The sequence below is a fragment of the Streptomyces deserti genome, assembly GCF_054782695.1.
Map to the genome: position 1 here is coordinate 86832 of NZ_BAAGRZ010000021.1, position 24934 is coordinate 111765.

Annotated in this window: 20 protein-coding genes and 1 pseudogene; 6 read left to right on the top strand and 15 right to left on the bottom strand. The window is 72.3% G+C overall.

The features are described 5' to 3' along the window. The first annotated feature begins 287 nt into the window (after window positions 1-287). The 3 genes from ACYVMZ_RS28170 to ACYVMZ_RS28180 all read left to right on the top strand — a co-directional run bounded on the left by ACYVMZ_RS28170 (window position 288) and on the right by ACYVMZ_RS28180 (window position 3472). Window positions 288-953 (top strand): bifunctional DNA primase/polymerase, encoded by a 666-nt coding sequence (locus ACYVMZ_RS28170; protein ID WP_461084477.1) that lies wholly within the window; start codon window positions 288-290, stop codon window positions 951-953. A gap of 153 nt (window positions 954-1106) precedes the next feature. Further along, the gene (locus ACYVMZ_RS28175) at window positions 1107-1883 is read left to right on the top strand and encodes an ABC transporter ATP-binding protein (RefSeq protein ID WP_461084479.1); all 777 of its coding nucleotides are present in this window, start codon (window positions 1107-1109) and stop codon (window positions 1881-1883) included. Next, on the top strand, window positions 1880-3472 hold the full coding sequence (locus tag ACYVMZ_RS28180) for a transporter (protein ID WP_461084481.1): 1593 nt from the start codon (window positions 1880-1882) through the stop codon (window positions 3470-3472). The genes ACYVMZ_RS28175 and ACYVMZ_RS28180 overlap by 4 nt, the downstream gene beginning before the upstream one ends. 87 nt (window positions 3473-3559) lie before the next feature. Here the strand turns inward: ACYVMZ_RS28180 and ACYVMZ_RS28185 are convergent, their stop codons facing one another. Both ACYVMZ_RS28185 and ACYVMZ_RS28190 read right to left on the bottom strand, forming a co-directional pair. Continuing rightward, on the bottom strand, window positions 3560-4432 hold the full coding sequence (locus ACYVMZ_RS28185; RefSeq protein WP_461084483.1) for an alpha/beta fold hydrolase: 873 nt from the start codon (window positions 4430-4432) through the stop codon (window positions 3560-3562). 667 nt (window positions 4433-5099) lie between these two features. Further along, window positions 5100-5792, bottom strand: coding sequence for a metal-dependent transcriptional regulator (locus ACYVMZ_RS28190; RefSeq protein WP_461084485.1), 693 nt, complete (start codon window positions 5790-5792; stop codon window positions 5100-5102). 305 nt (window positions 5793-6097) lie between these two features. Between ACYVMZ_RS28190 and ACYVMZ_RS28195 the strand changes: the two genes are divergently transcribed. Further along, window positions 6098-6853: an SIS domain-containing protein gene (locus ACYVMZ_RS28195; RefSeq protein WP_461084487.1), complete on the top strand. Its 756-nt coding sequence runs from the start codon at window positions 6098-6100 to the stop codon at window positions 6851-6853. Between the two features lie 72 nt (window positions 6854-6925). Here the strand turns inward: ACYVMZ_RS28195 and ACYVMZ_RS28200 are convergent, their stop codons facing one another. After that, window positions 6926-8335, bottom strand: coding sequence for a PAS domain-containing protein (locus ACYVMZ_RS28200; protein WP_461084489.1), 1410 nt, complete (start codon window positions 8333-8335; stop codon window positions 6926-6928). A 465-nt stretch (window positions 8336-8800) separates the two neighbouring features. Here ACYVMZ_RS28200 and ACYVMZ_RS28205 point away from each other — a divergent pair. Then, a pseudogene (locus ACYVMZ_RS28205) lies at window positions 8801-9275 on the top strand (HIT family protein). A gap of 56 nt (window positions 9276-9331) precedes the next feature. On the opposite strand, the gene ACYVMZ_RS28210 reads toward ACYVMZ_RS28205, so the two are convergent. Continuing rightward, window positions 9332-10432, bottom strand: coding sequence for a citrate synthase 2 (locus ACYVMZ_RS28210; protein WP_461084491.1), 1101 nt, complete (start codon window positions 10430-10432; stop codon window positions 9332-9334). 321 nt (window positions 10433-10753) lie between these two features. On the opposite strand from ACYVMZ_RS28210, the gene pdxH reads away from it, so the two are divergent. Then, window positions 10754-11422: a pyridoxamine 5'-phosphate oxidase gene (gene pdxH, locus ACYVMZ_RS28215; protein WP_461084493.1), complete on the top strand. Its 669-nt coding sequence runs from the start codon at window positions 10754-10756 to the stop codon at window positions 11420-11422. Between the two features lie 21 nt (window positions 11423-11443). On the opposite strand, the gene ACYVMZ_RS28220 is transcribed toward pdxH, so the two are convergent. The 11 genes from ACYVMZ_RS28220 to ACYVMZ_RS28270 all read right to left on the bottom strand — a co-directional run bounded on the left by ACYVMZ_RS28220 (window position 11444) and on the right by ACYVMZ_RS28270 (window position 24897). Next, entirely contained in the window at window positions 11444-12064 is a 621-nt protein-coding gene (locus ACYVMZ_RS28220; RefSeq protein WP_461084495.1) for a hypothetical protein, read from the bottom strand. A 107-nt stretch (window positions 12065-12171) separates the two neighbouring features. Further along, complete coding sequence (locus ACYVMZ_RS28225; RefSeq protein ID WP_461084497.1) at window positions 12172-12783, bottom strand: TetR/AcrR family transcriptional regulator; 612 nt, start codon at window positions 12781-12783, stop codon at window positions 12172-12174. Then, window positions 12771-13511 carry an enoyl-CoA hydratase family protein gene (locus ACYVMZ_RS28230; RefSeq protein ID WP_461084499.1) on the bottom strand — a complete coding sequence of 247 codons (741 nt, stop codon included), beginning with the start codon at window positions 13509-13511 and terminating at the stop codon, window positions 12771-12773. Before ACYVMZ_RS28230 ends, ACYVMZ_RS28225 begins: the two co-directional genes overlap by 13 nt. Beyond that, entirely contained in the window at window positions 13508-15112 is a 1605-nt protein-coding gene (locus tag ACYVMZ_RS28235) for a 4-coumarate--CoA ligase family protein (protein WP_461084501.1), read from the bottom strand. The genes ACYVMZ_RS28230 and ACYVMZ_RS28235 overlap by 4 nt, the downstream gene beginning before the upstream one ends. A gap of 56 nt (window positions 15113-15168) precedes the next feature. Then, complete coding sequence (locus ACYVMZ_RS28240; protein ID WP_461084503.1) at window positions 15169-16302, bottom strand: acyl-CoA dehydrogenase family protein; 1134 nt, start codon at window positions 16300-16302, stop codon at window positions 15169-15171. 81 nt (window positions 16303-16383) lie between these two features. Next, window positions 16384-18225, bottom strand: coding sequence for an acetyl/propionyl/methylcrotonyl-CoA carboxylase subunit alpha (locus tag ACYVMZ_RS28245; RefSeq protein ID WP_461084505.1), 1842 nt, complete (start codon window positions 18223-18225; stop codon window positions 16384-16386). A gap of 8 nt (window positions 18226-18233) precedes the next feature. Beyond that, window positions 18234-19832 (bottom strand): acyl-CoA carboxylase subunit beta, encoded by a 1599-nt coding sequence (locus tag ACYVMZ_RS28250; RefSeq protein ID WP_461084507.1) that lies wholly within the window; start codon window positions 19830-19832, stop codon window positions 18234-18236. Further along, complete coding sequence (locus ACYVMZ_RS28255; protein WP_461084509.1) at window positions 19829-21502, bottom strand: acyclic terpene utilization AtuA family protein; 1674 nt, start codon at window positions 21500-21502, stop codon at window positions 19829-19831. The genes ACYVMZ_RS28250 and ACYVMZ_RS28255 overlap by 4 nt, the downstream gene beginning before the upstream one ends. Beyond that, window positions 21499-22293 carry a TIGR03084 family metal-binding protein gene (locus tag ACYVMZ_RS28260; RefSeq protein ID WP_461084511.1) on the bottom strand — a complete coding sequence of 265 codons (795 nt, stop codon included), beginning with the start codon at window positions 22291-22293 and terminating at the stop codon, window positions 21499-21501. The genes ACYVMZ_RS28255 and ACYVMZ_RS28260 overlap by 4 nt, the downstream gene beginning before the upstream one ends. Before the next feature lie 280 nt (window positions 22294-22573). Next, window positions 22574-23536: an EamA family transporter gene (locus tag ACYVMZ_RS28265; protein WP_461084513.1), complete on the bottom strand. Its 963-nt coding sequence runs from the start codon at window positions 23534-23536 to the stop codon at window positions 22574-22576. A 167-nt stretch (window positions 23537-23703) separates the two neighbouring features. Next, window positions 23704-24897 (bottom strand): lipid II:glycine glycyltransferase FemX, encoded by a 1194-nt coding sequence (locus ACYVMZ_RS28270; RefSeq protein WP_461084515.1) that lies wholly within the window; start codon window positions 24895-24897, stop codon window positions 23704-23706. Window positions 24898-24934: the final 37 nt, after the last annotated feature.

The window sequence follows — 24934 nt, forward strand, 5'->3', positions numbered from 1 at the left end:
GTGGTGCCTGCCCACGCACCGAGTTGACGTGTCTTCAGCGGCCGGACCCCTCGCGTCCCGGCGAAAAGATCGGGCCGTGAAGATCAATGCCCCGTCGACATGCCGACAATGCGAGGCATGTGAGGATTGCCGGGGTAAGACTGTTGTCGACCCCACTCGTGGCTACCCAGCTCCGGTCGCCGATCCTCCCGCGCGCCCCCGCGCGTGCACCCATGCGCCCGGATGCGGGACCGATGCTCCTCCCCCGCGCATGCGCGCGTGCGTAACCCCTGGTGACGCCCAGAGTTGTGTTCATCGTGGAAGAGACGATCCCGGGCATCGAAGCCGCTCAGATCCCGAAGCAGCGCGGGGAATCATCGCTGCTGGAGACCGCAGTCCGCTACGCCGAGGAGCGTCACTGGGACGTGTTCCCGGGTACCTGGCTGGAACCCGTCGACGGGGAGCATCGCTGCTCCTGCGGCGACACCGCGTGCCCCCTGCCCGGCGCACATCCGGCGCGCCCGGACTGGGCGACCCAGGCGACCGGCAGCGCGACCGTCGCCCGCCGGATGTGGCAGAAGCAGCCGACGGCGTCGATCCTGCTGCCCACCGGCCGTACGTTCGACGCGATTTCCGTGCCGGAGACGGCCGGGTTTCTCGCGCTGGCCCGGATGGAGCGGATGGAACTGACGCTCGGCCCGGTGACGTTGACGCCGGACCGGCGCATGGAGTTCTTCGTGCTGCCCGGGGCGTCGGTGAAGGTGCCGGATCTGGTGCGCAAGCTGGGGTGGTCGTTGTCGTCCCTGGATCTGACCGTGCTGGGGGAAGGGACGTATGTGGCCGCGCCTCCTACGCGGTTCGGGTCCCGGGGGGCCGTGCAGTGGGCCTGCCGGCCCACGCCGGCGAATCGGTGGCTGCCGGATGCGGAGGAGTTGATCTCGCCGCTTGCGTATGCGTGCGGCAGGGATCGGTAGCGGCGCCTTCTGACCTGCCCGCTCCGTGTGCGGTGGCGGCTTCCCGTGGTGTGCGGTTGCTCGCGCCCACGCGGCGGAGCGCACATCAGCAGAGTCTCGCGCCTCTTCGGCGCGCTTCTCCCCCCGTAGGGTTCATGGTGAACGGAGGGAGATGTGGTGAGTACTAGCGCCGTACGCGTGCAAGGGCTCTGGAAGCGGTTCGGGCAGCAGGTCGCCGTCGCCGGGATCGATCTGGAGTTGCCCGCGGGCAAGTTCATCGGGCTTGTCGGGCCGAACGGGGCCGGGAAGACCACCACGTTGTCGATGGTGACCGGGCTGCTGCGGCCCGATCAGGGGACCGTCGAGGTCGTCGGGCACGACGTGTGGCGGGATCCGGTCGAGGTCAAGGCGCGGATCGGGGTACTGCCGGAGGGGCTGCGGCTGTTCGAGCGGCTGTCGGGGCGGGAACTGCTGGCCTACTCGGGCCGGTTGCGCGGGCTGCCCGGCGCCGAGGTCGACAAGCGGGCCACGCAGCTCCTCGACGTCCTCGACCTGGCCGGTGCGCAGCACAAGCTCGTCGTCGACTACTCGACCGGCATGCGCAAGAAGACAGGGCTCGCCACCGCGCTCCTCCACAATCCCGAAGTGCTCTTCCTCGACGAGCCGTTCGAGGGCGTCGACCCGGTCTCCGCGCAGACCATCCGGGGCGTCCTGGAGCGGTACACGGCGTCGGGCGCCACGGTCGTGTTCTCTTCCCACGTCATGGAGCTCGTCGAGTCGCTGTGCGACTGGGTCGCGGTGATGGCGGCCGGCCGGATCCGCGCCCACGGGCCGCTCGCCGAGGTGCGCGGGGACGCGCCGTCGCTGCAGCGGGCGTTCCTCGAACTCGTCGGGGCGAACAGCCGGGACGCCGGTACCGACCTCGACTGGCTGGGCGGCGGGAAACGGTGACCGCGCCCACCATCACCCCGGTCGTCATACGGCTGAAGCTGTCGCTGCTGCGCAACGGGCTGCGGCAGTCCGGCGGGCGGCGGGCCGCGTACATCGCCTCCGCCGTCTGCGCGCTGCTGTTCGCCGTGCTCCAGCTGATCGGCCTGATCGCGCTGCGCGGGAACGCGCACATCGAGGCCCTCGTCGTGCTGCTGGTGGCGGTGCTGGGGCTGGCCTGGGCGGTGATGCCGCTGTTCTTCCCCAGCGGCGACGAGACGCTCGACCCGACCCGGCTCGTGATGCTGCCGCTGCGGCCCCGGCCCCTGGTGCGGGCGCTGCTGGCGGCCTCGCTGGTGGGGATCGGGCCGCTGTTCACGCTGTGCCTGCTGGCCGGGTCCGTGATCGCGGTGGCGCGCGGCGGGGCGGCGTACGCCGTCGGGGTCGTCGCCGTCGCCCTGGCGCTGCTGGTGTGCGTGGCCTTCGCACGGGCCGTCGCCGCCGCCAACGTACGGCTGCTCACCAGCCGCAAGGGCCGCGACCTCGCCGTGCTGAGCGGACTGGTCATCGCGGTCGGGGCGCAGGTCGTCAACTTCGGGGCGCAGCGGCTGGGTTCGTCGGGGCTGGAACAGCTCGACCCTGCGGCCGATGTGCTGCAGTGGGTGCCGCCCGCGTCGGCGGTCGGTGCGGTGCACGCGGTGAGCGAGGGCTCGTACGGGATCGCCGTCGCTCAGCTGGCGCTGAGCGCGGGTGCGCTGGTGGTGCTGCTCGGGGTGTGGTCGCGGCATCTGACGCGGCTGATGACCTCGCCCGACGGGTCCACGCTCCAGACCGCCGGGACGGCCGCCCGCGAGCGGACCTCGACCGGGCTGTCCCGGCTGCTGCCCGCGGGCCGCACCGGCACGGTGATGGAGCGCAGCCTGCGGTACGTGTGGCGCGATCCCAAGACCAAGGCGGCCTGGGTGACCTCGCTGGCCATCGGGCTGATCGTGCCGGTGTTCAACGCCTGGCAGGGCACCGGGTCCGTGTACTTCGCCTGCTTCGCCGCCGGGATGCTCGGCATCCAGATGTACAACCAGTTCGGGCAGGACTCGTCCGCGTTCTGGATGGTCGCGATGACGATCTCATCGACGCGTGACGCGTACGTCGAGCTGCGGGCGCGGGCACTGGCCCTGCTGCTGATCACCGTGCCGTACGCCGCGTTCGTGACCGTGGTGACGACCGCCATGCTCGGTGAGTGGCGCATGCTGCCGGAGGCGCTGGGGCTGTCCTTCGCGCTGCTCGGCGCGATGCTCGCGACCGGTGCGTGGACCTCCGCCCGCTTCCCCTACTCCATCCCGCAGGAGGGCTACAAGAACGTCGCCCCCGGGCAGACCGGGCTCGCCTGGATCTCGATCTTCGGCGGGATGATCGCGGCCGCGCTGCTGTGCGCGCCCGTCATCGCGCTGGCGATCTGGGTCAACGTCAGCGCGGGCGGGGAGATGTGGAGCTGGCTGCTGCTGCCCGTGGGCACGGTGTACGGGGCGGTGCTCACGGGGCTCGGGCTGCGGCTGGCCGCTCCGCGGACGGCGGGGCGGCTGCCGGAGATTCTGGCGGCGGTCAGCAAGGGTTGAACCTGGCCGGGGGCTTGGCCCTCGGCGCGGGGCTTCAGACTGCGGGCTCGGGGGCTCGGGGCTTGGCTCGGGGCTTCGGGCTTGGGATCAGGGGTCCGTGAGTGAGTCCAGGAACGGCTCGATCGCCGCGCGCCACGCCTCCGGCTGGTCGTAGTGCACGAGGTGGCCGGCGTCGGCGACCTCCGCGTACTGGCCGCGGGGCAGGACGCGGACCATCTCCTGGGCCTCCGCACGGCCGAGTTCGCCGTCCAGGCCGCGGACGACCAGGGCGGGGCACTCGACCTGGGCCAGCTCCTCCCAGTGGGCGTCGTACACCCATGTCTCGCGGGAGCGGAGCATCTGTTCCGGTTCGAAGACGGGGCGCCAGCCGTCGGGGGACTCGGCCATCACCTCGGCGTAGAACTCGCCCCGGGCCGGATTCGGCCGCTCGACCCACGGGTCGTCCTCGCCGAACCACTTGCGGACGTCGGCCAGCGTGGCGAACGGAACCGGCCAGGCCTTGAACCACTCCGCCCACTCGCGCTGCGAGGCCGCGCCGAGCGCGGAGGCCCGCATGTCACAGATGATCACGCCGCGCACCAGGTCGGGGCGTTTGGCGGCGAGCTGCCAGGCCGTCAGCGCGCCCATCGCGTGGCCGATGAGGACGGTCGGGGCGAGGCTCAGCTGTTCGAGCGCGGCCTCGGCGTCCTCGACGTACGCGTCACGGGTGAAAGCCGCCTGAGGGGGCTTCTCGCTCTGGCCGTGGCCGCGCTGGTCGAGCGCGACCGCGCGGTACCGCTCGGAGAGCCAGCGGGCGGTGGACGCCCAGTGCGAGGCGCGGCCCATCAGGCCGTGCAGTAACAGCACGCTCGGGGAGCGTTCCGCCGGATCCGCCGCCGGGTCGGTCTTGGGCGGGTCGCCGAACTCCCAGGCGGCGAGGCGTACGCCGCCCGCCCCGATCACGTCGATGCGTCGCACCATTGGTCCTGGCACCCCCCAAGCTCCGCTCGGACCGCGCGCTCCCGCTCGAGCCGGCCGGTCCTGTCAACCGTGTTCTGCCTGCCGTGCTGGTCGTGCATGTTGCCGGTGTCGTGCCTGTTGCCGTTCCTGTGGCGCCAGGCGCGTGTGTCTCTGTGGTCTCCGTGGTCTGCGTGCACACCTTGTGGAGCGCGGGTTCCGCTTGACTTGTCACCCGCAGGCTATCGAATGCTCATTCGAGAATGCGCTTTCGGCGCGCAACACCCCTCATTCGAGTGACCTCCCTCAGGGATTGATCGCCGCCACCGAGGGGAGACCTTCACCGGGAGGCGGACCGCTCGGGGAAACCGGTCCGAGGGGGATGACCCTGAGAGCTCGGGGCTCCGGGTCAGCACAGGGGAGGACAGGCCCCGGCGCCACACGGCGCCGGGGCCCTCCACGTCTGCACGGCACATCCTCCCGCCCCTCCCCGGCCGGGTGACATCGCTGTCAAGCCGGCCAAGCCCCTCAAGGTCATATGCCTCTCTGCCTCACGCGACAGCCTCGCACGCGAAGCGGACGCGCGCTGCGATTCGACGTACTGAATCTTGGATTCGACGCGATCGCGCCAACCCCACAACTGCCCCGGTCGTCACGCGAGTTGGCAAGGAGTGGGCGCCCGGTGGCGGGATCAGGGCTTCGCGACGAACACGTGGGAGGCGACGTCCGCCTCCAGCTCGGCCGCCTCGCCGCCGCTGCCGACCAGCACGCCGCCCGCCGACTCGGTCACGCTCACGACCGAGCCGGGCTGCACGCCGGCCCGGCGCAGCGTGTACATCAGCTGCGCGTCGGTCTGGATGGGCTCGCCGATGCGCCGGACGACCACGGTCTTGCCCTCCGGGCCCGGGTCGAGAGACGCCAGCGACACCATGCCCTCGTCCAGGAACGGGTCGGCGCCGTCCTTCTCGCCGAGCTCCTCCAGGCCGGGGATGGGGTTGCCGTACGGCGACTCGGTGGGGTGCCGGAGCAGCTCCAGCACGCGCCGCTCCACGGCCTCGCTCATCACGTGCTCCCAGCGGCACGCCTCGGCGTGCACCTGCTCCCACTCCAGGCCGATCACATCGACGAGCAGGCACTCAGCGAGGCGGTGCTTGCGCATCACGCGCGTGGCGAGCCGACGGCCCTCGTCCGTCAGCTCCAGGTGCCGGTCGCTGGCGACGGAGACGAGGCCGTCGCGCTCCATACGGGCCACCGTCTGGCTGACCGTCGGGCCGCTCTGATCCAGCCGCTCGGCGATCCGGGCGCGCATGGGGACCACACCTTCCTCCTCCAGCTCGAGGATGGTGCGGAGATACATCTCCGTGGTGTCGATCAGTCCGGACATACGTGCCCCTCGATTAGCTCTGCCGGAGGCTGGCCGCCTCACCGGCGCGTGCGCTGGCCCTGTCATCAATTCTGCCGGATACGACTGACAACCGTGCCGCGGCGTGGAAACAGGCTGCCTCCGGCGGGGGGCGGGATGCCTGCGGCGGCCTGCGCGGCTTCGGTGGCCGGGGCGCGCACCCACCCGCCCAAGCCACAGCGCCGGGTGCCTGCCGCACGACCGACACCCCTTCACCCCCGTATTGACACCACACTGGTCCAGACCGCACGGTGATCCGCGACACACCTACCCCCGGAGGGACCCGCATGAGCGACCGCCGGCCGGCCGGCCAGTTCCTCGACGCCGCGATCGGCCTGCTGCAACGGCTCCGCGACGAGGAGGCCGACAGCATCGCCGCCGCCGGCACGCTCCTCGCCGACACCGTCGCCTCCGGCGGACGCCTCTTCGCCTTCGGCGCCGGGCACTCCTCCCTGGCCGCGCAGGACCTCGTCTACCGCGCCGGTGGTCTGGCCCTGATGAACCTGCTCGCCGTCCCGGGCGTCGTCGGCGTCGACGTCATGCCCGCCACCCTCGGCTCGGCCCTGGAGAGAGTGGACGGGCTGGCGAGCGCGGTCCTGGACAGCTCCCCGCTCCGCGCGGGCGACGCCCTGGTGATCATCTCCCTCTCCGGCCGCAACGCCCTCCCCGTGGAGATGGCCATGAACGCCCGCGCCCTGGGCGTGCAGGTCATCGGCGTGACATCGGTGGCGTACGCCTCGGAGACGACGTCCCGGCACTCCTCCGGCACGTTCCTGAAGGACCACTGCGACCTCGTCCTCGACTCGAAGATCGCGGTCGGCGACGCGGAACTCACCCTCGACAACGTCCCGGCCCCGTTCGCCCCCGCCTCCACGGTCGTCACCACGGCCCTGCTCCAGGCCGTCATGGCCACGACCGCCGCCACCCTCGCCGACCGCGGCATCGAGCCCCCGCTCCTGCGCTCCGGAAACGTCGACGGCGGCCACGAGTGGAACGGCCGCATCCTGGAGCAGTACCGGGACCGGATCTTCTACCGGTACTGAGACAGGTACCGGACAGGCCCACCCCGGTACCGGTACCGAACACCAACCGACAGCGGTCGGTACCGAGCCCGGCTACCGCGACGGCGGTTCCTGCCCCACCAGACCCGCCAGATCCAGCGCCGCCGCGATCCGTACCGCCACATCCTCCGCGTACGCCGCGTCCGACCGCTCGAACGCGCTGCGCCCAGCCCCGCGCAGAAACGTCACGACCCCCAGCGTCCGCCCCCGGCTGCGCAGCACCGCGCACAGCGCGTGCACCGCGTCCGCCGGCCACTGCCGCGCCAGCGCCCACGCACGGGCCTCCGCCGCCGGCACGGCACCCGCGCTGGCCCGCACCGTCCCGGCCCGCTCCGCGCACTGCAACGCCGGATGCCCCGCGTCGTACCGCACCGGCAGCCCGGCCTGACCGGCGAACTTGCTGGGCCCGGGCGCCCCGGACGGCGTGGCGGCGACCCGGACCAGCCGGACCGGGCCCTCGGCCTCCGCGTCCGTCAGCGCCCCGCCGGCCACCCGGTCGATCAGCGCGTGGTCGGCGAACCCGGCGAGCGCGAAGTCCAGGTGGACGGTCGCCGCCTCCGCCGGGTCCTCGCACTCGGCGGCCGCCCGCGCCGCGCGGTGCAGCTGCTGCGTACGGAACCGCAGCAGCGACGCCTCCTGCTCGCCCTGCTTGGCCTCGGTCACGTCCTGGAACAGCCAGCCGACACCGAGCGGCACCGGCTCCTCCGCGAGCGGCGACGCCAGCCGCAGGAAGCCGCTGCGCCAGCACCGCCGCTTCTCGCCCTCCGGCGTGCGCACGCTCACCCAGATCTCGGCGGGCGCGGGCGGCGCACCCTCCGCCAGCACGTGTGTGAGCGCGCTCTCCAGTTCCTCGACGCCCTGGGACAGCAGTTCCCCGAGCGGCCGCCCCAGCACCGACGTACGCCCTGTCCCCAGCGCCCGCGCCGCGTGCGCGTTCACCACGGCCGGCCGCAGATCCGCGTCGACGAGTACGACACCCCAGCTCGCGTCCTCGAACAGCGCCTCGCTCAGCGCGATGGACCGCTCCAGATCGATCTGCGCGTGCACCTCGCTGAACGCGCAGTACACCCCCGCCGGTTTCCCGTCCGGCCCGCGCACCGCCGCCGACTGGGTCCGTACGAGCACCCGCCCGCCGTCCTTCGTCAGCAGGGCGAACTCATGCACCTGCCGGCCCGGGGAGTGCATGGCGGACATCAGCCGCCCCTCGACCTCCTCGGCGTCGGCGCTGCGCACGGCCCACCCGGCGAACCCCTGCCGGCCCACGGCCTCGGCCGCGGTCCACCCCAGAATCCGCTCCGCCTCACGGTTCCAGTGCGTCACGACCCCGTCCGCGTCGAAGGCGCACAGAGCCGCGTCCATCCCGTCCAACAGCGCGGCAAGCAGATCGGAACCGTCCGAGCCGTCCCGCTCGGGCTCGTCCGGCCCCAGCTCGTCGGTGGTCCCACTACGCCGGGAAGCACTCACCTGGACCCCCTGCAGGCTGCGTCCGCACGTACGGCACGTCGGTTCGCTACGTGCAATCATTCAACTTGAACGTGACCCAGCGCACATCGGGTTCCCACAAGATTGAAGGAATCGTTGTACGGCGGCAATCCTCACAATCACGGGTCCCCGCCCCTCGTGACGTCAACTTCTCGAAAAACCGGTTGATCGGTGGCCGACCGGTTCTTAGGGTGCCTGGTACACGAGAGGGGAGGTGGTTCGGCAGATGTATGAATACCGGACGCGTGAGGTGGCTGCGGGCTAGCGGTCCGCCACCACAACCAGTGCGGTGCCGGACCAGCGCGTGAGAGACGCGTGCAGCCGGCCCAATCCCAAGCAGTCACCCGACCCGCGAGTCGCCGGTACGTCCGGCCGGCTCCTCCACTGGAGGACCCAGGCTCGCGGGTCGTCTGCGTTTCTGGTCAGGGGTGAGGAGAGGCGCCGACCATGAAGGGTGACTGGCGGGCGGACCGGGTCGGCAGTGCGCTGCGGGGTGAGAACCCCACCGTGCTGCGGAGACTGGCCGCGGGTTTCGCCGTGATCGGTGACGTGCAGTTTCTGCCAGGGTACTCGGTGCTGCTGGTGGATGATCCGGCGGTGCAGCGGCTGTCGGACCTGCCGAAGAGCAAGCGGCTGGCGTTCCTGTCCGACATGGACCGGCTGGGGGAGGCCGTCGAGCGGGCCTGCGGGCGGCTGATGCCGGGCTTTCGGCGGGTCAATCTGGAGATTCTCGGGAATACCGACCCGTTTCTGCACGCGCATGTGTGGCCGCGCTTCGACTGGGAGCCGGACGACCTCGTGCGGCGGCCGGTGTGGCTGTATCCGCGGGAGAGGTGGAGTGAGGAGCGGTCTGCGCTCGGACCGCAGCACGATGAGTTTGCGGGCCTTGGTCGGCGAGGAGCTGGACCGGCTCGCGTCCTGAGTCGTCCGGGGGTGCAGGACGCGAGCCGCCCATGGGGTCGTGCGGTGTGGGAGGGGTCAGCGGGCGATGTCCGCGTAGCCTCCGATCTCGCGGGGGTCGCGCGGGCCCGGGCCGATGTAGCGGGCCGAGGGGCGGACCAGGCGGCCGGTGCGCTTCTGTTCCAGGATGTGGGCCGACCAGCCGGCCGTGCGGGCGCAGGTGAACATGGACGTGAACATGTGGGCCGGGACTTCGGCGAAGTCCAGGACGATGGCCGCCCAGAACTCGACGTTGGTGGCCAGGACGCGGTCGGGGCGGCGGTTGTGGAGTTCCTCCAGGGCCGCCTTCTCCAGGGCTTCGGCGACCTCGAAGCGGGGGGCGCCGAGTTCGCGGGCGGTGCGGCGCAGGACGCGGGCGCGGGGGTCCTCGGCGCGGTAGACGCGGTGGCCGAAGCCCATGAGGCGTTCGCCCTTGTCGAGGGTTTTCCTGACGTACGCCTCGGCGTCTCCGGTGCGTTCGATCTCCTCGATCATGTGCAGGACGCGGGAGGGGGCGCCGCCGTGCAGGGGGCCGGACATGGCGCCGACGGCGCCGGAGAGGGCCGCTGCCACGTCCGCGCCCGTGGAGGCGATGACCCGTGCCGTGAAGGTGGAGGCGTTCATGCCGTGTTCGGCGGCCGAGGTCCAGTAGGCGTCGACCGCTGCCACGTGCTTGGGGTCGGGCTCGCCGCGCCAGCGGATCATGAAGCGTTCGACGACGGACTGGGCCTTGTCGATCTCGCGCTGCGGGACCATGGGCAGGCCCTGGCCGCGGGCGGACTGGGCGACGTAGGACAGGGCCATGACGGCGGCTCGGGCCAGGTCCTCGCGGGCCTGTTCGGCGTCGATGTCGAGGAGGGGTTTCAGGCCCCAGACCGGTGCCAGCATGGCGAGTGCGGACTGGACGTCGACGCGGATGTCGCCGGAGTGCACGGGGATCGGGAAGGGCTCGGCGGGCGGCAGGCCGGGGTTGAAGGCGCCGTCGACGAGCAGGCCCCAGACGTTGCCGAAGGAGACGTGCCCGACGAGGTCCTCGATGTCGACGCCCCGGTATCGCAGGGCGCCGCCCTCCTTGTCCGGTTCGGCGATCTCCGTCTCGAACGCGACGACTCCTTCGAGTCCGGGTACGAAGTCGGACATCAGGCGGCTCCTAGTGAGGTGTGCGACAGATGGTGTTGTGGGGTGGGACGACCCTGTGGACGCCCGGGGGGACGGCCACGTGGACGACCATGTGTCGGTCGGCGGGCGGAGGCGGTGGCCGTCCTGGCGGCTCCACGGTCGTTTCCGGCGACTCGCGGTCCTGGACGGTCCGGTTCCCCCCTGTGATGCCCCGTGCGGTCGGCGGCCATCCAACCGGAACGGCACCAGCACGATATCCGTGAGTGCCAGCGTTGGGGAGAGGTTGCGGCACTCAGTGCCAGTCAGTGACGAAGCACACCGTGTATACGGCAAGATGACCGCGTGACCGACCGCGACGCCGTCCCCTTCGATCTCGCCTCGATGCGCAAGCAGTACCGGGCCGAGGGGCTCTCCGAGACCGACCTGGCCGCCACCCCCGTGGAACAGTTCGCGCGCTGGTTCAAACAGGCCGCGACGGAGGGCGGCATGTTCGAGCCGAACGCGATGGTCGTCTCCACGGCGGACGCCGAGGGCCGGCCCAGCTCCCGCACGGTGTTGCTGAAGCACTTCGACGAGCAGGGCTTCGTGTTCTACACCAACTACGACTCCCGCAAGGCGCGTGACCTGGCGGTGAACCCGTATGTCTCGCTGCTGTTCCCGTGGCATCCGATGGCCCGGCAGGTGATCGTCACCGGGGTGGCGCGGCGGACCGGGCGGGACGAGACGGCGGCGTACTTCCGTACTCGTCCGCACGGCTCGCAGCTGGGTGCCTGGGCCAGTGCGCAGTCGTCGGTGATCGCCACGCGCGCGGAGCTCGACGGGGCGTATGCGGAGCTGGCGGCGCGCTATCCGGAGGGCGAGCAGGTGCCGGTGCCGCCGCACTGGGGTGGTTTCCGGGTGGCTCCGCAGACGGTGGAGTTCTGGCAGGGCCGGCAGAACCGGCTGCACGACCGGTTGCGGTATGTGGAGCGGGCGGACGGCAGCTGGCGGGTGGAGCGGCTCAGTCCGTGAGCGGCGGCTCGGCCGGGCTCGTCAGAGCTTGCCCCAGACGTATGCCGTGCGATGGCCGTCGAGGAGTTCGGCTGTCCGGGCGCGGAATTCCGGGGTGAGCTCGGGCCAGTTCCAGAACTCGAAGCCCAGGTGGCCCACGGCGAAGCAGTCGTCGGCCCACGTCCATTCGGGCAGCGGGACGGGCTCGGCGCAGGCCGGGCAGTCGACGGTGGCGGTGCCGGTCTCCTGCCAGGCGGTGATCGCGGTGACGAAGTGCGGCCAGAGGCCGTCGCCGGTCGCGCCCGGCGGCTCCTCGCCCTCGTCGTCCGGCATGAAGTCGTACGGCTCGGCGTCGAAGGCCGTCGTCGTGGCGCAGCGCGGGCAGGTCACCGCTTCCGGGGCGTCCTGGCCGCCGTCGAAGACCGTGCGCCCCGTGTGGACGGCGAGGCCCTCGGTCGGTTCCCGGTCCGCGTCGTCCTGCGCCGCCGCCCGCGCCCAGTTCGGGCCCGGCGGGTGCCCGAGCGGCTGCCCCAGGACGCAGTCCTCGCGCTCGGCGAGGACGATGCCCTCGGCCACGAGCCAGTCGACGACGCGCTGTGCGAGCCGCGCCGCCTCGTCCTCGCTCGCGTCGAGGTCGACGATCGTCTGAAAGTAGTCCCCCATGGCTGTCCCCCGTACCCGTGGCCTCGCCTGCTGTCACCGGCTTCACACGGTACGGCCCGGCACTGACAACGGCCTCCGCACACCCCCTGGCGGCCTCGGCCGCGCCCTCAGGCCAGCGCCTCGTCCAGCAGCCGCGCCCACTGGGCCACCACCCGCTCCCGCCGTGCGGCGTCGTCGGTGAGCAGGTTGGCCAGGCCCAGCCCGCGGGCCATGTCGAGGAGGCCCTGTACGGTCTCCCGGACGCCCGGGCGGGACTCGTCCGCGGCCAGCAGGTCCACGGCGATGCGGTGGGTCTCGCGGCCGACGCGGGCCTCGAGTTCGGTGACGCGGGGGCGCAGCTGGTCCTCGTTGGAGGCGGCGACCCACAGGTGGAGGGCGGCGCGGAACAGCGGGCCGGTGTAGAGGTCGACGAGTGCGGCGACCACGGCCCGGCGGTCGCCTGCCGCGCCCTGCGGGAAGAGGGCCCGCAGGGCGAGGGAGCGTTCTTCGGCGACGTACTCGACGGCCGCGGTGAACAGGTCCTCGCGGGTCGGGAAGTGGTGCTGGGCGGCGCCGCGGGAGACGCCGGCGCGTTCGGCGACGACGGAGACGGTGGAGCCCGCCCAGCCGTGTTCGGCGAGGCAGGCCACGGCGGCTTCCAGGAGCCGCTGCCGGGTGGCCCGGCTGCGGTCCTGCTTGGGGAGTCGGTCGGCGCGGTCGACCGTGTTCACAGCACCCATGCGGGATCCCGTCGTTCGAGGAAGGCCGTCATCCCCTCGCGGGCGTCGGCGGAGGCGAACAGCCTGGCGGAGAGCCTGGTCAGTTCGGCCGCCTCCAGATCGAAGGTCTCCAGCACCTTAGCCGTGAGCAGCCGTTTCGTCTCGGCCAGGGCGTTGGGGGCGGCCCGGCGCAGGCCGTCGAGGACGGGGGCCAGGGCCTGGTCCACGTCGGTGCCGTCGCCGGCCGCCGTGATCAGTCCGATGCGGGCCGCCTCGGCCGCGCCGAAGGTCTCGCCGGTGAGGCAGTAGCGGGCGAGGGCACGCGGGTCGGTGCGGGGCAGCAGGGGCAGGGAGATGACGGCGGGCGCGACGCCGAGGTGGACCTCGGTGAAGGCGAAGGTGGCCGCGTCGGAGGCGACGGCGATGTCGCAGGCGCCGAGCAGGCCGAGGCCGCCCGCGCGGACGTGGCCGGTGACGCGGGCGACGACGGGCTTGTCCAGCTTGACGATCTGCCGCAGCAGTCCGGTCACGGCCTTCGGGTGCGGCGGGTCGCGCAGGTCGGCGCCGGCGCAGAAGGTGTTCCCGGTGTGGGTGAGCAGGACGGCGCGTACGGTGTGGTCCTTGTCGCACTGCTTGAGCGCGTCCTTGAGTCCGGTCACGAGTCCGGCCGACAGGGCGTTGCGGTTGTGGGACGAGTCGAGGGTGAGGGTCTCGATGCCACGCGCGCGCGTGCGGGCGATCGGTGTCATGAGCGCTCCCGGAGCCGGCGGCGCAGGATCTTGCCGGAGGCGGCGCGTGGGACGCCGTCGATGAAGGTGACGCGGCGGACGCGCTTGTAGGGGGCGACGCGTTCGGCGACGTACATCATGACCTCGCCTTCGGAGAGGTCGGCGGCTGCCTGCCGGCGGACCACGTACGCGTGCGGGACCTCGTTGCCGTCGTCGTCGTGGGCGCCGATGACGGCGGCGTCGGCGATGCCCGGGTGGGTCAGAAGCAGCGCCTCCAGTTCGGCGGGGGCCACCTGGAAGCCCTTGTACTTGATGAGTTCCTTGACGCGGTCGACGACGTACAGCCAGCCTCCCCCACTCTCGGCTTCGCTCGAGCGGGAGGTGCCCCCACCGTCGACGTGCCCGACGTCGCCGGTGTGCAGCCAGCCGTCGGTGTCGATCAGGGCGGCGGTGGCGTCGGGGCGGCCCAGGTAGCCCTTCATGACCTGGGGACCGCGGATGAGGATCTCGCCGGACTCGCCGGCGCCGAGGTCCTTGCCGGGGTCGTCGAGGGAGACGATGCGCATCTCGGTGCCGGCGATGAGCTTGCCGACGGTTCCGGGCGGTGCGTCGTGCATGGCGTCCAGGGGGACGACGTGGGTGCCGGGCGACAGTTCCGTCATGCCGTAGGCCTGGCCGACGGGCGGCAGGCCGAGCCGCCGGGAGCAGGCGGCGGCGAGCTGCGCGTCCAGGGGTGCGGCGGCGCTGATGAGGTACTTCAGGGACGACAGGTCGTACGCGGCGACCAGGGGGTGCTTGGCGAGGGCCAGGACGATCGGCGGGGCGACGTACAGGCCGGTGATGCGGTGGTTCTGGATGGCGGCGAGGAACGTCTCCAGGTCGAAGCGCGGCAGGACGACGACGGTGGCGCCGAGCCGGAGGGGTGCGTTCATCAGGGCCGTGAGGCCGTAGATGTGGAAGAACGGCAGGACGGCGAGGATGCAGTCGCCGGGGCCGGCCGCGATGGCCGGCTGGAGCTGGGCGAGGTTGGTGGCGATCTGCCGGTGCGTGAGCATCACGCCCTTGGGGATGCCGGTGGTGCCCGAGGAGTACGGCAGGGCGGCCACGTCCTCGGCGGGGTCGATGCCGACGTCGGGTTCGGGGGCCGTGGAGGCCAGCATGTCGATCAGGGAGCGGTGGCCGGGCGCGCTGTCGCACACGAAGATCTCCCGTACGCCGCCCGCGAGTTCGGCGGCCCGGCGCGCGGTGTCCAGCAGCGGGGAGACGGTGATGATCCAGCGGGCCGCCGAGTCCCGCAGCTGTGTGCCGAACTCCTCGGCGGTGGCGAGCGGGTGGACGGTGGTGACGGTGGCACCCGCGCGCGTGCCCGCGTAGAAGGCGATCGGGAAGGAGATCGTGTTGGGGCTGTGCAAAGCGAGTACGTCGCCCTTGCGCACGCCGGCCTCGGCGAGGGCGGCGGCGATGCGCCGGTGGAACCGGTCCACCTGCTCGTACGTGAGGGTGGTGCCGTCGGTGCCGTCGATGAGGGCCGGGGCCCCGCCGAACTCGGCGGCCCGGCCGAGCACGGCCTCGTGGATGGGGAGTTCGACGGGCGGGACGTCTGCGTACGCGCTGCGGAACACGGTTCCTCCTCCCGCGCCGACGGCTGTCGGCGGCTGTCGGCGGGTGTCGGCGGGTGTCAGTACGACTTGGGCAGGCCCAGGGTCTGGTGGGAGACGTAGTTGAGGATCATCTCCCGGCTCACCGGGGCGATACGAGCCACACGCGCGGCCGTTATCAGCGAGGCGAGGCCGAACTCACGCGTGAGGCCGTTCCCGCCGAGGGTGTGCACGGCCTGGTCGACGGCCTTCACGCAGGCCTCGCCGGCCGCGTACTTGGCCATGTTGGCGGCTTCTCCGGCGGCCGTGTCGTCGCCGGCGTCGTACAGGTGGGCCGCCTTCCGCGTCATCAGGCGGGCGAGTTCCAGGTCGATGTGGGCCTGCGCGAGAGGGTGGGCGATGGCCTGGTGGGCGCCGATGGGGGCGTTCCAGACGGTGCGTTCGCGCGCGTACTCGACGGCTCGGGAGAGGGCGTAGCGCCCCATGCCGATCGCGAACGCCGCCGTCATGATGCGTTCGGGGTTGAGGCCGGCGAAGAGCTGGAGCAGTCCCGCGTCCTCGTCGCCGACGAGCGCGTCGGCAGGGAGCCGTACGTCGTCCAGGACCAGCTCGAACTGCTTCTCGGCGGCGTGGAATTCCATGTCGATGGGGTGCCGGGTGAAGCCGGGCGCGTCGCGCGGGACGATGAACAGGCAGGGCTTGAGGCGTCCGGTGCGGGCGTCCTCGGTGCGGCCGACGATCAGGGTCGCGTCCGCGATGTCGACGCCGGAGATGAACACCTTGCGGCCGGTGAGGAGCCAGTCGGCGCCGTCGCGGCGGGCGGTGGTGGTGATGCGGTGGCTGTTGGAGCCGGCGTCGGGTTCGGTGATGCCGAAGGCCATGAGGAGGGTGCCGTCGGCCATGCCGGGGAGCCAGTGTCGTTTCTGGGTTTCTGTGCCGAAGCGGGCTATCACTGTGCCGCAGATGGCCGGGGACACGATCATCATCAGTAGGGGGCAGCCTGCTGCGCCGAGTTCTTCCAGGACGAGGGAGAGTTCGGTGATGCCGCCGCCTCCGCCGCCGTATGCCTCCGGCAGGTTGACGCCCAGGTAGCCTAGTTTGCCTGCTTCTGGCCAGAGTTGTGCTGTGTTGCGCTCACGGCCGTGCCGCTGACCGAGGGCCGATACGGCGGCTTGCAGGGCTTTGTGTTGTGCTGAGTCTGGGGTGGGGGGCATGGGGATCCTTCCCGGGTGCGGGTTCGTCGTGGTTGATCGCGCTCACGCGGCGGAGCCGCATATCGATACAGCCCCGCGCCCCTAGGTTTCCGAGACCACCGCCAGCAACATGCCCGGGTCCACCTGTTGCCCCGGTACGGCGTGCACAGCCGTCAGGGTTCCAGTGACGGGCGCTGTGATCTGGTGCTGCATCTTCATCGCCTCCAGCCACAACAGGGGCTCTCCGGCCCGTACGGCGGTGCCCACGGACAGGCCGTCGGCGATGCGGACGACCGTGCCGGGCAGGGGGGCCAGGAGGGAGCCCGGCGGGTGCTGGGTGGTGGGGTCGGGGAAGCGGGGCAGGGCGGTCAACGCGGTGGAGTTGACGTAGACCTGGTCGCCGTACGTGGCGACCTCGAACTTTCGCTGGACTCCGTCCACTTCGAGGACGACCAGACGCGCATCGGCGTGTACGACCCGTACCCCGTCGGCCGTGAGGCCCGCCCGCGTGTGCCGGTAGCGGGCCTCGTGTTCCTCGCCCGCCATGGCGTACCGCTTGCGCTGCGGCTGGGAGGGCAGGTTGCGCCAGCCGCCGAAGCGGGAGCGGCCGTGGGCGTCGGCGAGGGCGGCGGCCAGCGGGGCGTACGGGTCGGGGTCCGGCTCGGTCAGTTCGGCGAGGAGGCGGCCGTAGAAGCCGGTGTCCATACGGCCGGCCGTGAACTCCTTGTGGCGCAGGGAGCGCACGAGCAGGTCCCTGTTCGTCACCGGGCCGTGGATCGTCGCCCGTTCCAGGGCCGTGGCGAGTGTGCGGATCGCCTCCGCGCGGGTGGGGGCGTGCGCGACGGCCTTGGCGAGCAGGGGGTCGTAGTGGACGGTGATGCCGTCGCCGTCGGTGTAGCCGGTGTCCAGGCGGATGCCGTCGGGCACGGCGAGGCGGTGCAGGCGGCCGGTCTGCGGGGCCCAGTCGCGGGCCGGGTCCTCGGCGTAGAGGCGGGCCTCGATCGCGTGGCCACGCGCGCGTGGCGGGTCGTTTTCCAGGGCGTGGCCTTCGGCGATCCGGATCTGCTCGGCGACCAGGTCGATGCCGAACACGGCCTCCGTGACGGGGTGTTCGACCTGGAGGCGGGTGTTCATCTCCAGGAAGTGCGCCTTGTCGTCGGCGACGAGGAACTCGACGGTGCCGGCGCCGACGTAGCAGACGGCACGGGCGGCGCGTACGGCCATGGCGTGCAGCTCGCGCGTGAGCGCCTCGGGCAGGCCGGGTGCCGGGGCCTCCTCGATCACCTTCTGGTGGCGTCGCTGAAGGGAGCAGTCGCGGGTGCCGAGCGCCCGGACGGTGCCGTGTGTGTCGGCGAGGATCTGCACCTCGATGTGGCGGCCGTTCTCCACGTACGGCTCGACGAACACCTCGCCGTCGCCGAAGGCGCTCGCGGCCTCGGCGCGCGCGGCGGCCAGTGCGGCGTCCAGGTCCGGCAGCCGCCGTACGATCCGCATGCCGCGCCCGCCGCCGCCGGCGGCCGCCTTCACCAGGACCGGCAGGTCGGCCTCGGTCACCTCGCGCAGAGGGGCGATGCCCATGAGCTCCTTGGCGCGTGTCTTGGACGCCATCGCCTCGATGGCCTGCGGGGGCGGGCCGATCCACGTCAGGCCCGCGTCGAGGACGGCGCGGGCGAAGTCGGCGTTCTCGGAGAGGAAGCCGTAGCCGGGGTGCACGGCGTCCGCACCGGCCGCGACGGCCGCTTTCACGATCGCCTCGCCGCGCAGGTAGGTCTCGGCGGGCGCCGCCCCGGGGAGCCGTACCGTCGCGTCGGCCCCACGCGCGTGGAGGGCGTTCTCGTCGGCGTCCGAGTGCACCGCGACCGTCCGGATGCCCATGTCCCGGCAGGTGCGGAAGATCCGGCAGGCGATCTCGCCCCGGTTGGCGACCAGCACAGTGGTGATCACGTGATCCCTCACATCCGGAAGACGCCGAAGCCGCCGCGCGCGCCCTCGTAGGGCGCCGTGTGCAGGGCGGACAGGCACAGGCCGAGGACGGTGCGGGTGTCGCGCGGGTCGATGACGCCGTCGTCGTACAGCCGCCCGGACAGGAACATCGGCAGCGACTCGGACTCGATCTGCCGCTCCACCATGGCGCGCAGCGCGGCATCCGCCTCCTCGTCGTACGGCCGGCCCTTCGCGGCGGCCGACTGGCGGGCGACGATCGACAGGACGCCCGCGAGCTGCTGCGGGCCCATGACGGCCGACTTGGCGCTGGGCCAGGCGAACAGGAAGCGCGGATCGTACGCCCGCCCGCACATGCCGTAGTGCCCGGCTCCGTACGACGCCCCCATGAGGACGGACAGATGCGGCACCTTGGAGTTGCTGACGGCGTTGATCATCATCGCGCCGTGCTTGATGATGCCGCCCTGCTCGTACTCCTTGCCGACCATGTAGCCGGTGGTGTTGTGCAGGAAGAGCAGCGGGATGTCGCGCTGGTTGGCGAGCTGGATGAACTGGGCGGCCTTCTGGGACTCCGCGCTGAACAGCACGCCCTGGGCGTTCGCCAGCACGCCGACGGGATGGCCGTGCAGGGTCGCCCAGCCGGTGACCAGGCTCGTCCCGTACAGCGGCTTGAACTCGTCGAAGTCGGAGGCGTCGACGATCCGGGCGATGACCTCGCGCGGGTCGAAGGGGGTCTTCAGGTCGCCGGGGACGATGCCGAGGAGTTCGTCCTCGTCGTACCGGGGAGGCTCCGCCGGGCCCGGATCGTCGTACGCCTTGCGGTGGTTCAGGCGCGCCACGACCCGCCGGGCCTGTCTGAGGGCGTCCTGCTCGTCGACGGCGAAGTGGTCGGCGAGGCCCGACACGCGCGCGTGCATCTCGGCGCCGCCCAGGGACTCGTCGTCGCTCTCCTCCCCGGTGGCCATCTTCACCAGCGGCGGCCCGCCGAGGAACACCTTCGCCCGCTCCTTGACCATGATCACGTGGTCGGACATGCCGGGGATGTACGCGCCTCCGGCGGTGGAGTTGCCGAAGACGACGGCGATGGTCGGGATCCCGGCGGCCGACAGCCGGGTCAGGTCGCGGAAGATGGCGCCCCCGGGGATGAAGATCTCCTTCTGGGACGGCAGATCGGCGCCCCCCGACTCCACCAGGCTGACGCAGGGCAGCCGGTTGGTGAGCGCGATGTCGTTGGCGCGCAGGGCCTTCTTCAGGCTCCAGGGGTTGCTGGCGCCGCCGCGCACGGTCGGGTCGTTGGCGGTGATCAGGCACTCGACGCCCTCGACGACGCCGATGCCGGTGACGAGGGAGGCGCCGACGGTGTGGTCGCTGCCCCAGGCGGCCAGCGGCGACAGCTCCAGGAAGGGGGTGTCCGGGTCGAGGAGCAGCTCGATGCGCTCGCGGGCGAGGAGTTTGCCGCGCGCCCGGTGCCGCGCGACGTACTTCTCGCCGCCGCCGGCGAGGGCCTTGGCGTGCTCGGCGGCCAGCTGGTCCAGCTTGGCGAGCATGGCCTCGCGGTTGGCCCGGTAGTCCGGGCTCGTGGTGTCCAGGGAGGAGCTGAGGACCGTCACAGAAGGGCCTCCGGGATGTCCAGGTGGCGGGAGCGCAGCCATTCGCCGAGGGCCTTGGCCTGCGGGTCGAAGCGGTGCTGGGCGGCGACGCCCTGGCCGAGGATGCCCTCGACGACGAAGTTGAGGGCGCGGAGATTCGGCAGGACGTGCCGGACGACGGGCAGTTCACGGCTCTCGGGGATCAACTGCCGGAACCGGTCGGCCGTCAGCTCGTGCGCGAGCCACCGCCAGGCGTCGTCGGTCCGGGCCCACACCCCGACGTTGGCGTTGCCGCCCTTGTCCCCGCTGCGGGCACCGGCGACCAGGCCGAGGGGAGCCCGTCGCGCAGGCCCCGGCGGCAGCGGCTCGGGCAGCGGCGGTTCCGGTACGTCGTCGAGTACGGCGGTGTCGTGGGCCGGGGGCACGGGGATGCGGCGCCCGTCGTGGAGGACGGCCACATGGTCGACGGCACCATGGGGGACGTACACATCCTCGAAGACCCCATAGGGCGCGCCCTTCCCCGGTGGTGCCAGCACATGGAAGCCGGGATAGCTGGCGAGTGCCAGCTCCACGGCGGCCCCGCTCAGCGCCCGCCCGACGACCTCCTGGTCCGGGTCGCGTACGACGAGCCGTAGCAGGGCGCTCGCGGTCTCCTCGGTGTCGGCGTCCGCGCGGTCGGTCCGGACGAGGTTCCATCGGGCCTCGGCGGGAGGTGACTTGGCCAGCGCGTCCTCCATCTGCTCGCGCACCAGGGCGGCTTTCTGCTCGACGTCGAGCCCGGTGAGGACGAAGACGACCTCGTTGCGGAAGCCGCCGAGCCGGTTGAGGCCGACCTTGAGGGCCGGCGGCGGCGCCTCCCCGCGCACGCCCTCGATCCGCACCCGGTCGGGGCCCTCCTGGCTGAGCCGCAGGGTGTCCAGCCGGGCGGTGACGTCGGGTCCCGCGTACCGGGCACCGGCCGTCTCGTACAGCAGCTGGGCGGTGACCGTGCCGATGTCGACGAAGCCACCGGTGCCGGGGTACTTGGTGATGACGCCGCTGCCGTCCTCGTGGAGTTCCGCGAGCGGGAAGCCGGGGTGCCGGACGTCGCCCTCGGTGAAGAAGGCGTAGTTGCCGCCGGTGGCCTGCGTCCCGCACTCCAGGACGTGCCCGGCGACGACCGCGCCCGCGAGCCGGTCGTACTCCCCCGGTCGCCAGCCGAAGCGGGCGGCGGCGGGCCCGGTCACCAGGGCCGCGTCGGTGACCCGCCCGGTGACCACCACGTCGGCCCCCTCGCGCAGACAGGCCGCGATCCCGAAACCGCCGAGGTAGGCGTGGGCGGCGAGGCTGCCGGGATACGCGGTCGTGAGGTCGTCGCCCTCGACGTGCGCGACCCGTACCGGGATGCCGAGCCGGCCGGCCAACTGCCGTACGGCTTCGGCGAGTCCGGCCGGATTGAGCCCGCCGGCGTTGGTGACGAGCTTGACGCCCCGCTCGTGCGCGAGCCCCAGGCACTCCTCCGACTGCCGCAGGAAGGTGCGGGCATACCCGGCGGAGGGGTCCTTGAGGCGGTCCCGGCCGAGGATGAGCATGGTCAGCTCGGCGAGGTAGTCGCCGGTGAGGACGTCCAGTGCGCCGCCGGTGAGCATCTCGCGCATCGCGTCGAAGCGGTCGCCGTAGAAGCCGGAGGCGTTCCCGATACGCAGGGTCACCGGCCGGCCCCCTTCGGCGGGCGTCCGGTGCCGGATGGCCCCGCGAAGGCCTGGGCGAGGTCCAGCCAGCGGTCGGCGTCGGGGCCGTGGGCGTGCAGGGCGGTGTCGGCCCGGTGGATCCGCTGGGCGACCAGGAGGCAGAAGTCGAGGGCGGGCCCGGTGACGCGTTGCGGGGCGTCCTCGGGGCCGTACGTCCACACCTCGCCGGAGGGCGCGAGGAGCTCGACGCGGAAGGCGTCGGCGGGCGGTGTGAGCCCGTGCACGACGTGGGCGAAGTCCCGGGTGCGCACCCCGAGCCAGGCCACATGCCGCAGCCGGTCGGTGGGTGGGCGCACCACACCCAGGGCGTCGGCCACGTCCAGGCCGTGGGCCCAGGTCTCCATAAGACGGGCCGTTGCGATGGAGGCGGCCGACATGGGTGGGCCGTACCAGGGGAAGCGCGTTCCGGGTGGCGCGGCCCGCAGCGCCTGCTCCAGCGCCCTGCGCCCTTCGCGCCACCGCGCCAGCAGTTCGGCGGGCGGGAGCCGGGAGCCCTCCTCGGCGCCCTCGTCGACGAAGGAGTCCGGTGCGGCCAGCGCCTTCTCGGCCAGCGCCTGAAACGCCTCCGCGTCGGTCACGGCCAGCAGCGCCGAACGGTCGGTCCAGGCCAGGTGCGCGATCTGGTGGGCCACAGTCCAGCCGGGCGCGGGCGTCGCGAGCGCCCAACGCCCCGGGTCGAGCCCGGCCACGAGCCGGTCGAGCTCCTCGCTCTCCTCGCGCAGATCGTCGATCACGGGCGTCGGATCGGACACGGTGCGCTCCCCTCGGGGCACGGCGGTGTGCGGGCGGTGCGGGGCGGTGCTGTGCGGGGTGGTGCGTGTTGGTGGCGTGGCGTGGCGGTGCGGCGTGGTGAGGAGCATGGCAGCGCCGACAGAAACAATCAAGCGTGCTTGCATGAAAACGCGAGAAGGCGGCTTCCGACGTTCCCGCGCCCCTGGTCCCGGGAAGGCCAGAGGCGGGCGGGGCCGTCGCCCGCTGACCTCAACTTCCCCTAAGTCACTCTCAGGACGGGTCAGGACCGCTCAGGACGGGTCAGGAAGCGTCCGGACGCTTCCTGACCCGTCCCACCTGCGTCCGCACTGCGCCCATGCTCGCCGCGATGACGAGGGCGATGGCCGCGGCCTCGGCCGTGGACAGGGCTTGGTCGAGGATGAGGAAGCCCGCTGTCGCCGCGAGGGCCGGTTCGAGGCTCATCAGGATGGCGAAGGTGGAGGCGGGCAGGCGGCGCAGGGCGAGGAGTTCGAGTGTGTAGGGGAGGACGGAGGAGAGGATCGCGACGGCGGCGCCGAGGGCGAGCGTCGTCGGGTCGGCGAGCTTCGCGCCCGACTCGGCGATCCCGAGGGGGAGGAACAGCACGGCCGCGACGGCCATGGCGAGGGCCAGCCCGTCGGCCTGCGGGAAGCGGCGGCCCGTACGGGCACTGAAAACGATGTACGCCGCCCACATGGCGCCCGCCCCCAGGGCGAAGGCCGCACCTGTGGGGTCGAGACTGTCGAAGCCTCCACCGCCGAGGAGGAACACGCCCGCGAGGGCGAGCGCGGCCCATACGAGATTGATCGCGCGGCGGGAGGCCAGGACCGACAGGGCCAGGGGGCCGAGGACCTCCAGGGTGACCGCCGGGCCCAGCGGGATGCGGGCGACGGCCTGGTAGAAGAGGCCGTTCATCGCGGCCATGGTGATGCCGAAGACGATCACCGTGCCCCAGTCGGTGCGCGAGTGCCCGCGCAGCCGGGGCCGGCAGATCACCAGCAGGACGACCGCGGCGACCAGCAGCCGCAGCGTCACCACGCCCAGGGCTCCGGCGCGCGGCATCAGCAGCACGGCGAGGGCTCCGCCGAACTGGACCGAGACGCCTCCGGCGAGGACCAGGCCGACGGGCCCCAGGGAGCCCCAGCGGTGCGGGGCACTGGCCGGTGCGGGCGCGTCCCCGGCCGCCGGGGCGGCTGCCGGGAGCGGGGCAGGGCTGGACGGGGTGGCGGAGCTGGGGGTGGTCACGGGGCCTTCCAAGGAACTCGGCTCGGATTCCTGCGTTCATCGGGGTGTACTACCCGGTCCAGGTTAGTGGACTTCGACAGGAGCGTGAACCCTTTATGTGCCTGTACTCGTGAACCCCTCTGCGCGCCTGTCCTTGACGGTGCCGGCGACCGCGGAGGCCGCCGACGTCACCGGCGCGACATGTACAGCCCCAGCGCCTTGTGCAGCAGCCGGTTGAGCGGGAACTCCCACTCGCCGAGGTACTCGACGGCCTCGCCACCCGTGCCCACCTTGAAGCGCAGCAGACCGAGCAGAGGGTTGGAGTCCTCCAGGGTGTCGGTGATGCCCCGCAGGTCGTAGACGGCGGCGCCGAGTTCGTGGGCGTCGGCCATCATGCGCCACTGCACGGCGCTGCTGGGCTGGACCTCGCGCCTGCGGTCGGTGGAGGCGCCGTAGGAGTACCAGACGTGCTCGCCGACGGTCAGCATGGTGGCCGCGGCGAGGACCTCGCCGTCGTGGTGGGCGAGGTAGAGCCGCATGCGGTCGGGGTGCTCGGCGGTGAGCGCCGTCCACATGCGCTGGAAGTACGGCAGCGGGCGCGGGACGAAGCGGTCCCGTTCGGCCGTCTCGGCGTACAGCTCGTGGAAGGCGGGCAGGTCCTCGTAGCCCCCGCGAACCACCTTCACGCCGGCCTTCTCCGCCTTCTTGATGTTGCGCCGCCACTGCTGGTTCAGACCTCCGTGGATGTCCTCCAGGGACCGTCCGGCGAACGGGACCTGGAAGACGTACCGGGGCTGTCCGGCGGCGAAGCCCTCCTCGGCGCCGGGTGCGCACGGTCGCCAGCCCATGCGGCGCAGGCGGTCCACGACGCCGGCGGCCCGCTCGTCGTACGCCGTCGCCGCCACGTCGCCCAGCCGCCGTGCGGAGGGGTCGGCGATCGCCGCCTTCACCGCCTCGGCGCTCCAGCGGCGCACCACCACGGGCGGCCCCATCCTGACGGTGAAGGCACCCTGCCGCTTCAGGTGCGCGAGCATCGGCTCCAGCCAGCGGTCGAGGTCGGAGGCGTACCAGTCGATGAGCGGGCCCTCGGGCAGGTACGCGAGGTAGCGCTTCAGCCCGGGGAGGGGCCGGAGCAGGACGAGTCCCGCGCCGACGAGCCGCCCGCGCCCGCCGTCGTCCTCGCCCTCGCCCTCGTTCCCGCCCCTGCTCTCGCTCCCGCCCCTGCTCTCGCTCTCGCTCTCGGCGAACCATCCGAGGCTCTGCGCCCGCCAGTCCGGCTTCACCTCTCCCCAGGACGGGACCTGCATGTGGCTGGCGGAGGGGCGGGCCGCGACGAACGCCTGGTGCTCGTCCCGGGTGATGGGCTGGACGCGGAAGGCCATGCGCGGGCTCCTTCAAGTGGCTGGTTTCGTCAGCGTA

Excerpts from the sequence above, each read along its gene's own strand:
- ACYVMZ_RS28185 (WP_461084483.1), bottom strand. The coding sequence starts at position 4,432 with ATGGTGCGACGCATCGACGTGATCGGGGCGGGCGGCGTACGCCTCGCC.
- ACYVMZ_RS28190 (WP_461084485.1), bottom strand. The coding sequence starts at position 5,792 with ATGTCCGGACTGATCGACACCACGGAGATGTATCTCCGCACCATCCTC.
- ACYVMZ_RS28195 (WP_461084487.1), top strand. The coding sequence starts at position 6,098 with ATGAGCGACCGCCGGCCGGCCGGCCAGTTCCTCGACGCCGCGATCGGC.
- ACYVMZ_RS28210 (WP_461084491.1), bottom strand. The coding sequence starts at position 10,432 with ATGTCCGACTTCGTACCCGGACTCGAAGGAGTCGTCGCGTTCGAGACG.
- ACYVMZ_RS28220 (WP_461084495.1), bottom strand. The coding sequence starts at position 12,064 with ATGGGGGACTACTTTCAGACGATCGTCGACCTCGACGCGAGCGAGGAC.
- ACYVMZ_RS28225 (WP_461084497.1), bottom strand. The coding sequence starts at position 12,783 with ATGGGTGCTGTGAACACGGTCGACCGCGCCGACCGACTCCCCAAGCAG.
- ACYVMZ_RS28230 (WP_461084499.1), bottom strand. The coding sequence starts at position 13,511 with ATGACACCGATCGCCCGCACGCGCGCGCGTGGCATCGAGACCCTCACC.
- ACYVMZ_RS28240 (WP_461084503.1), bottom strand. The coding sequence starts at position 16,302 with ATGCCCCCCACCCCAGACTCAGCACAACACAAAGCCCTGCAAGCCGCC.
- ACYVMZ_RS28270 (WP_461084515.1), bottom strand. The coding sequence starts at position 24,897 with ATGGCCTTCCGCGTCCAGCCCATCACCCGGGACGAGCACCAGGCGTTC.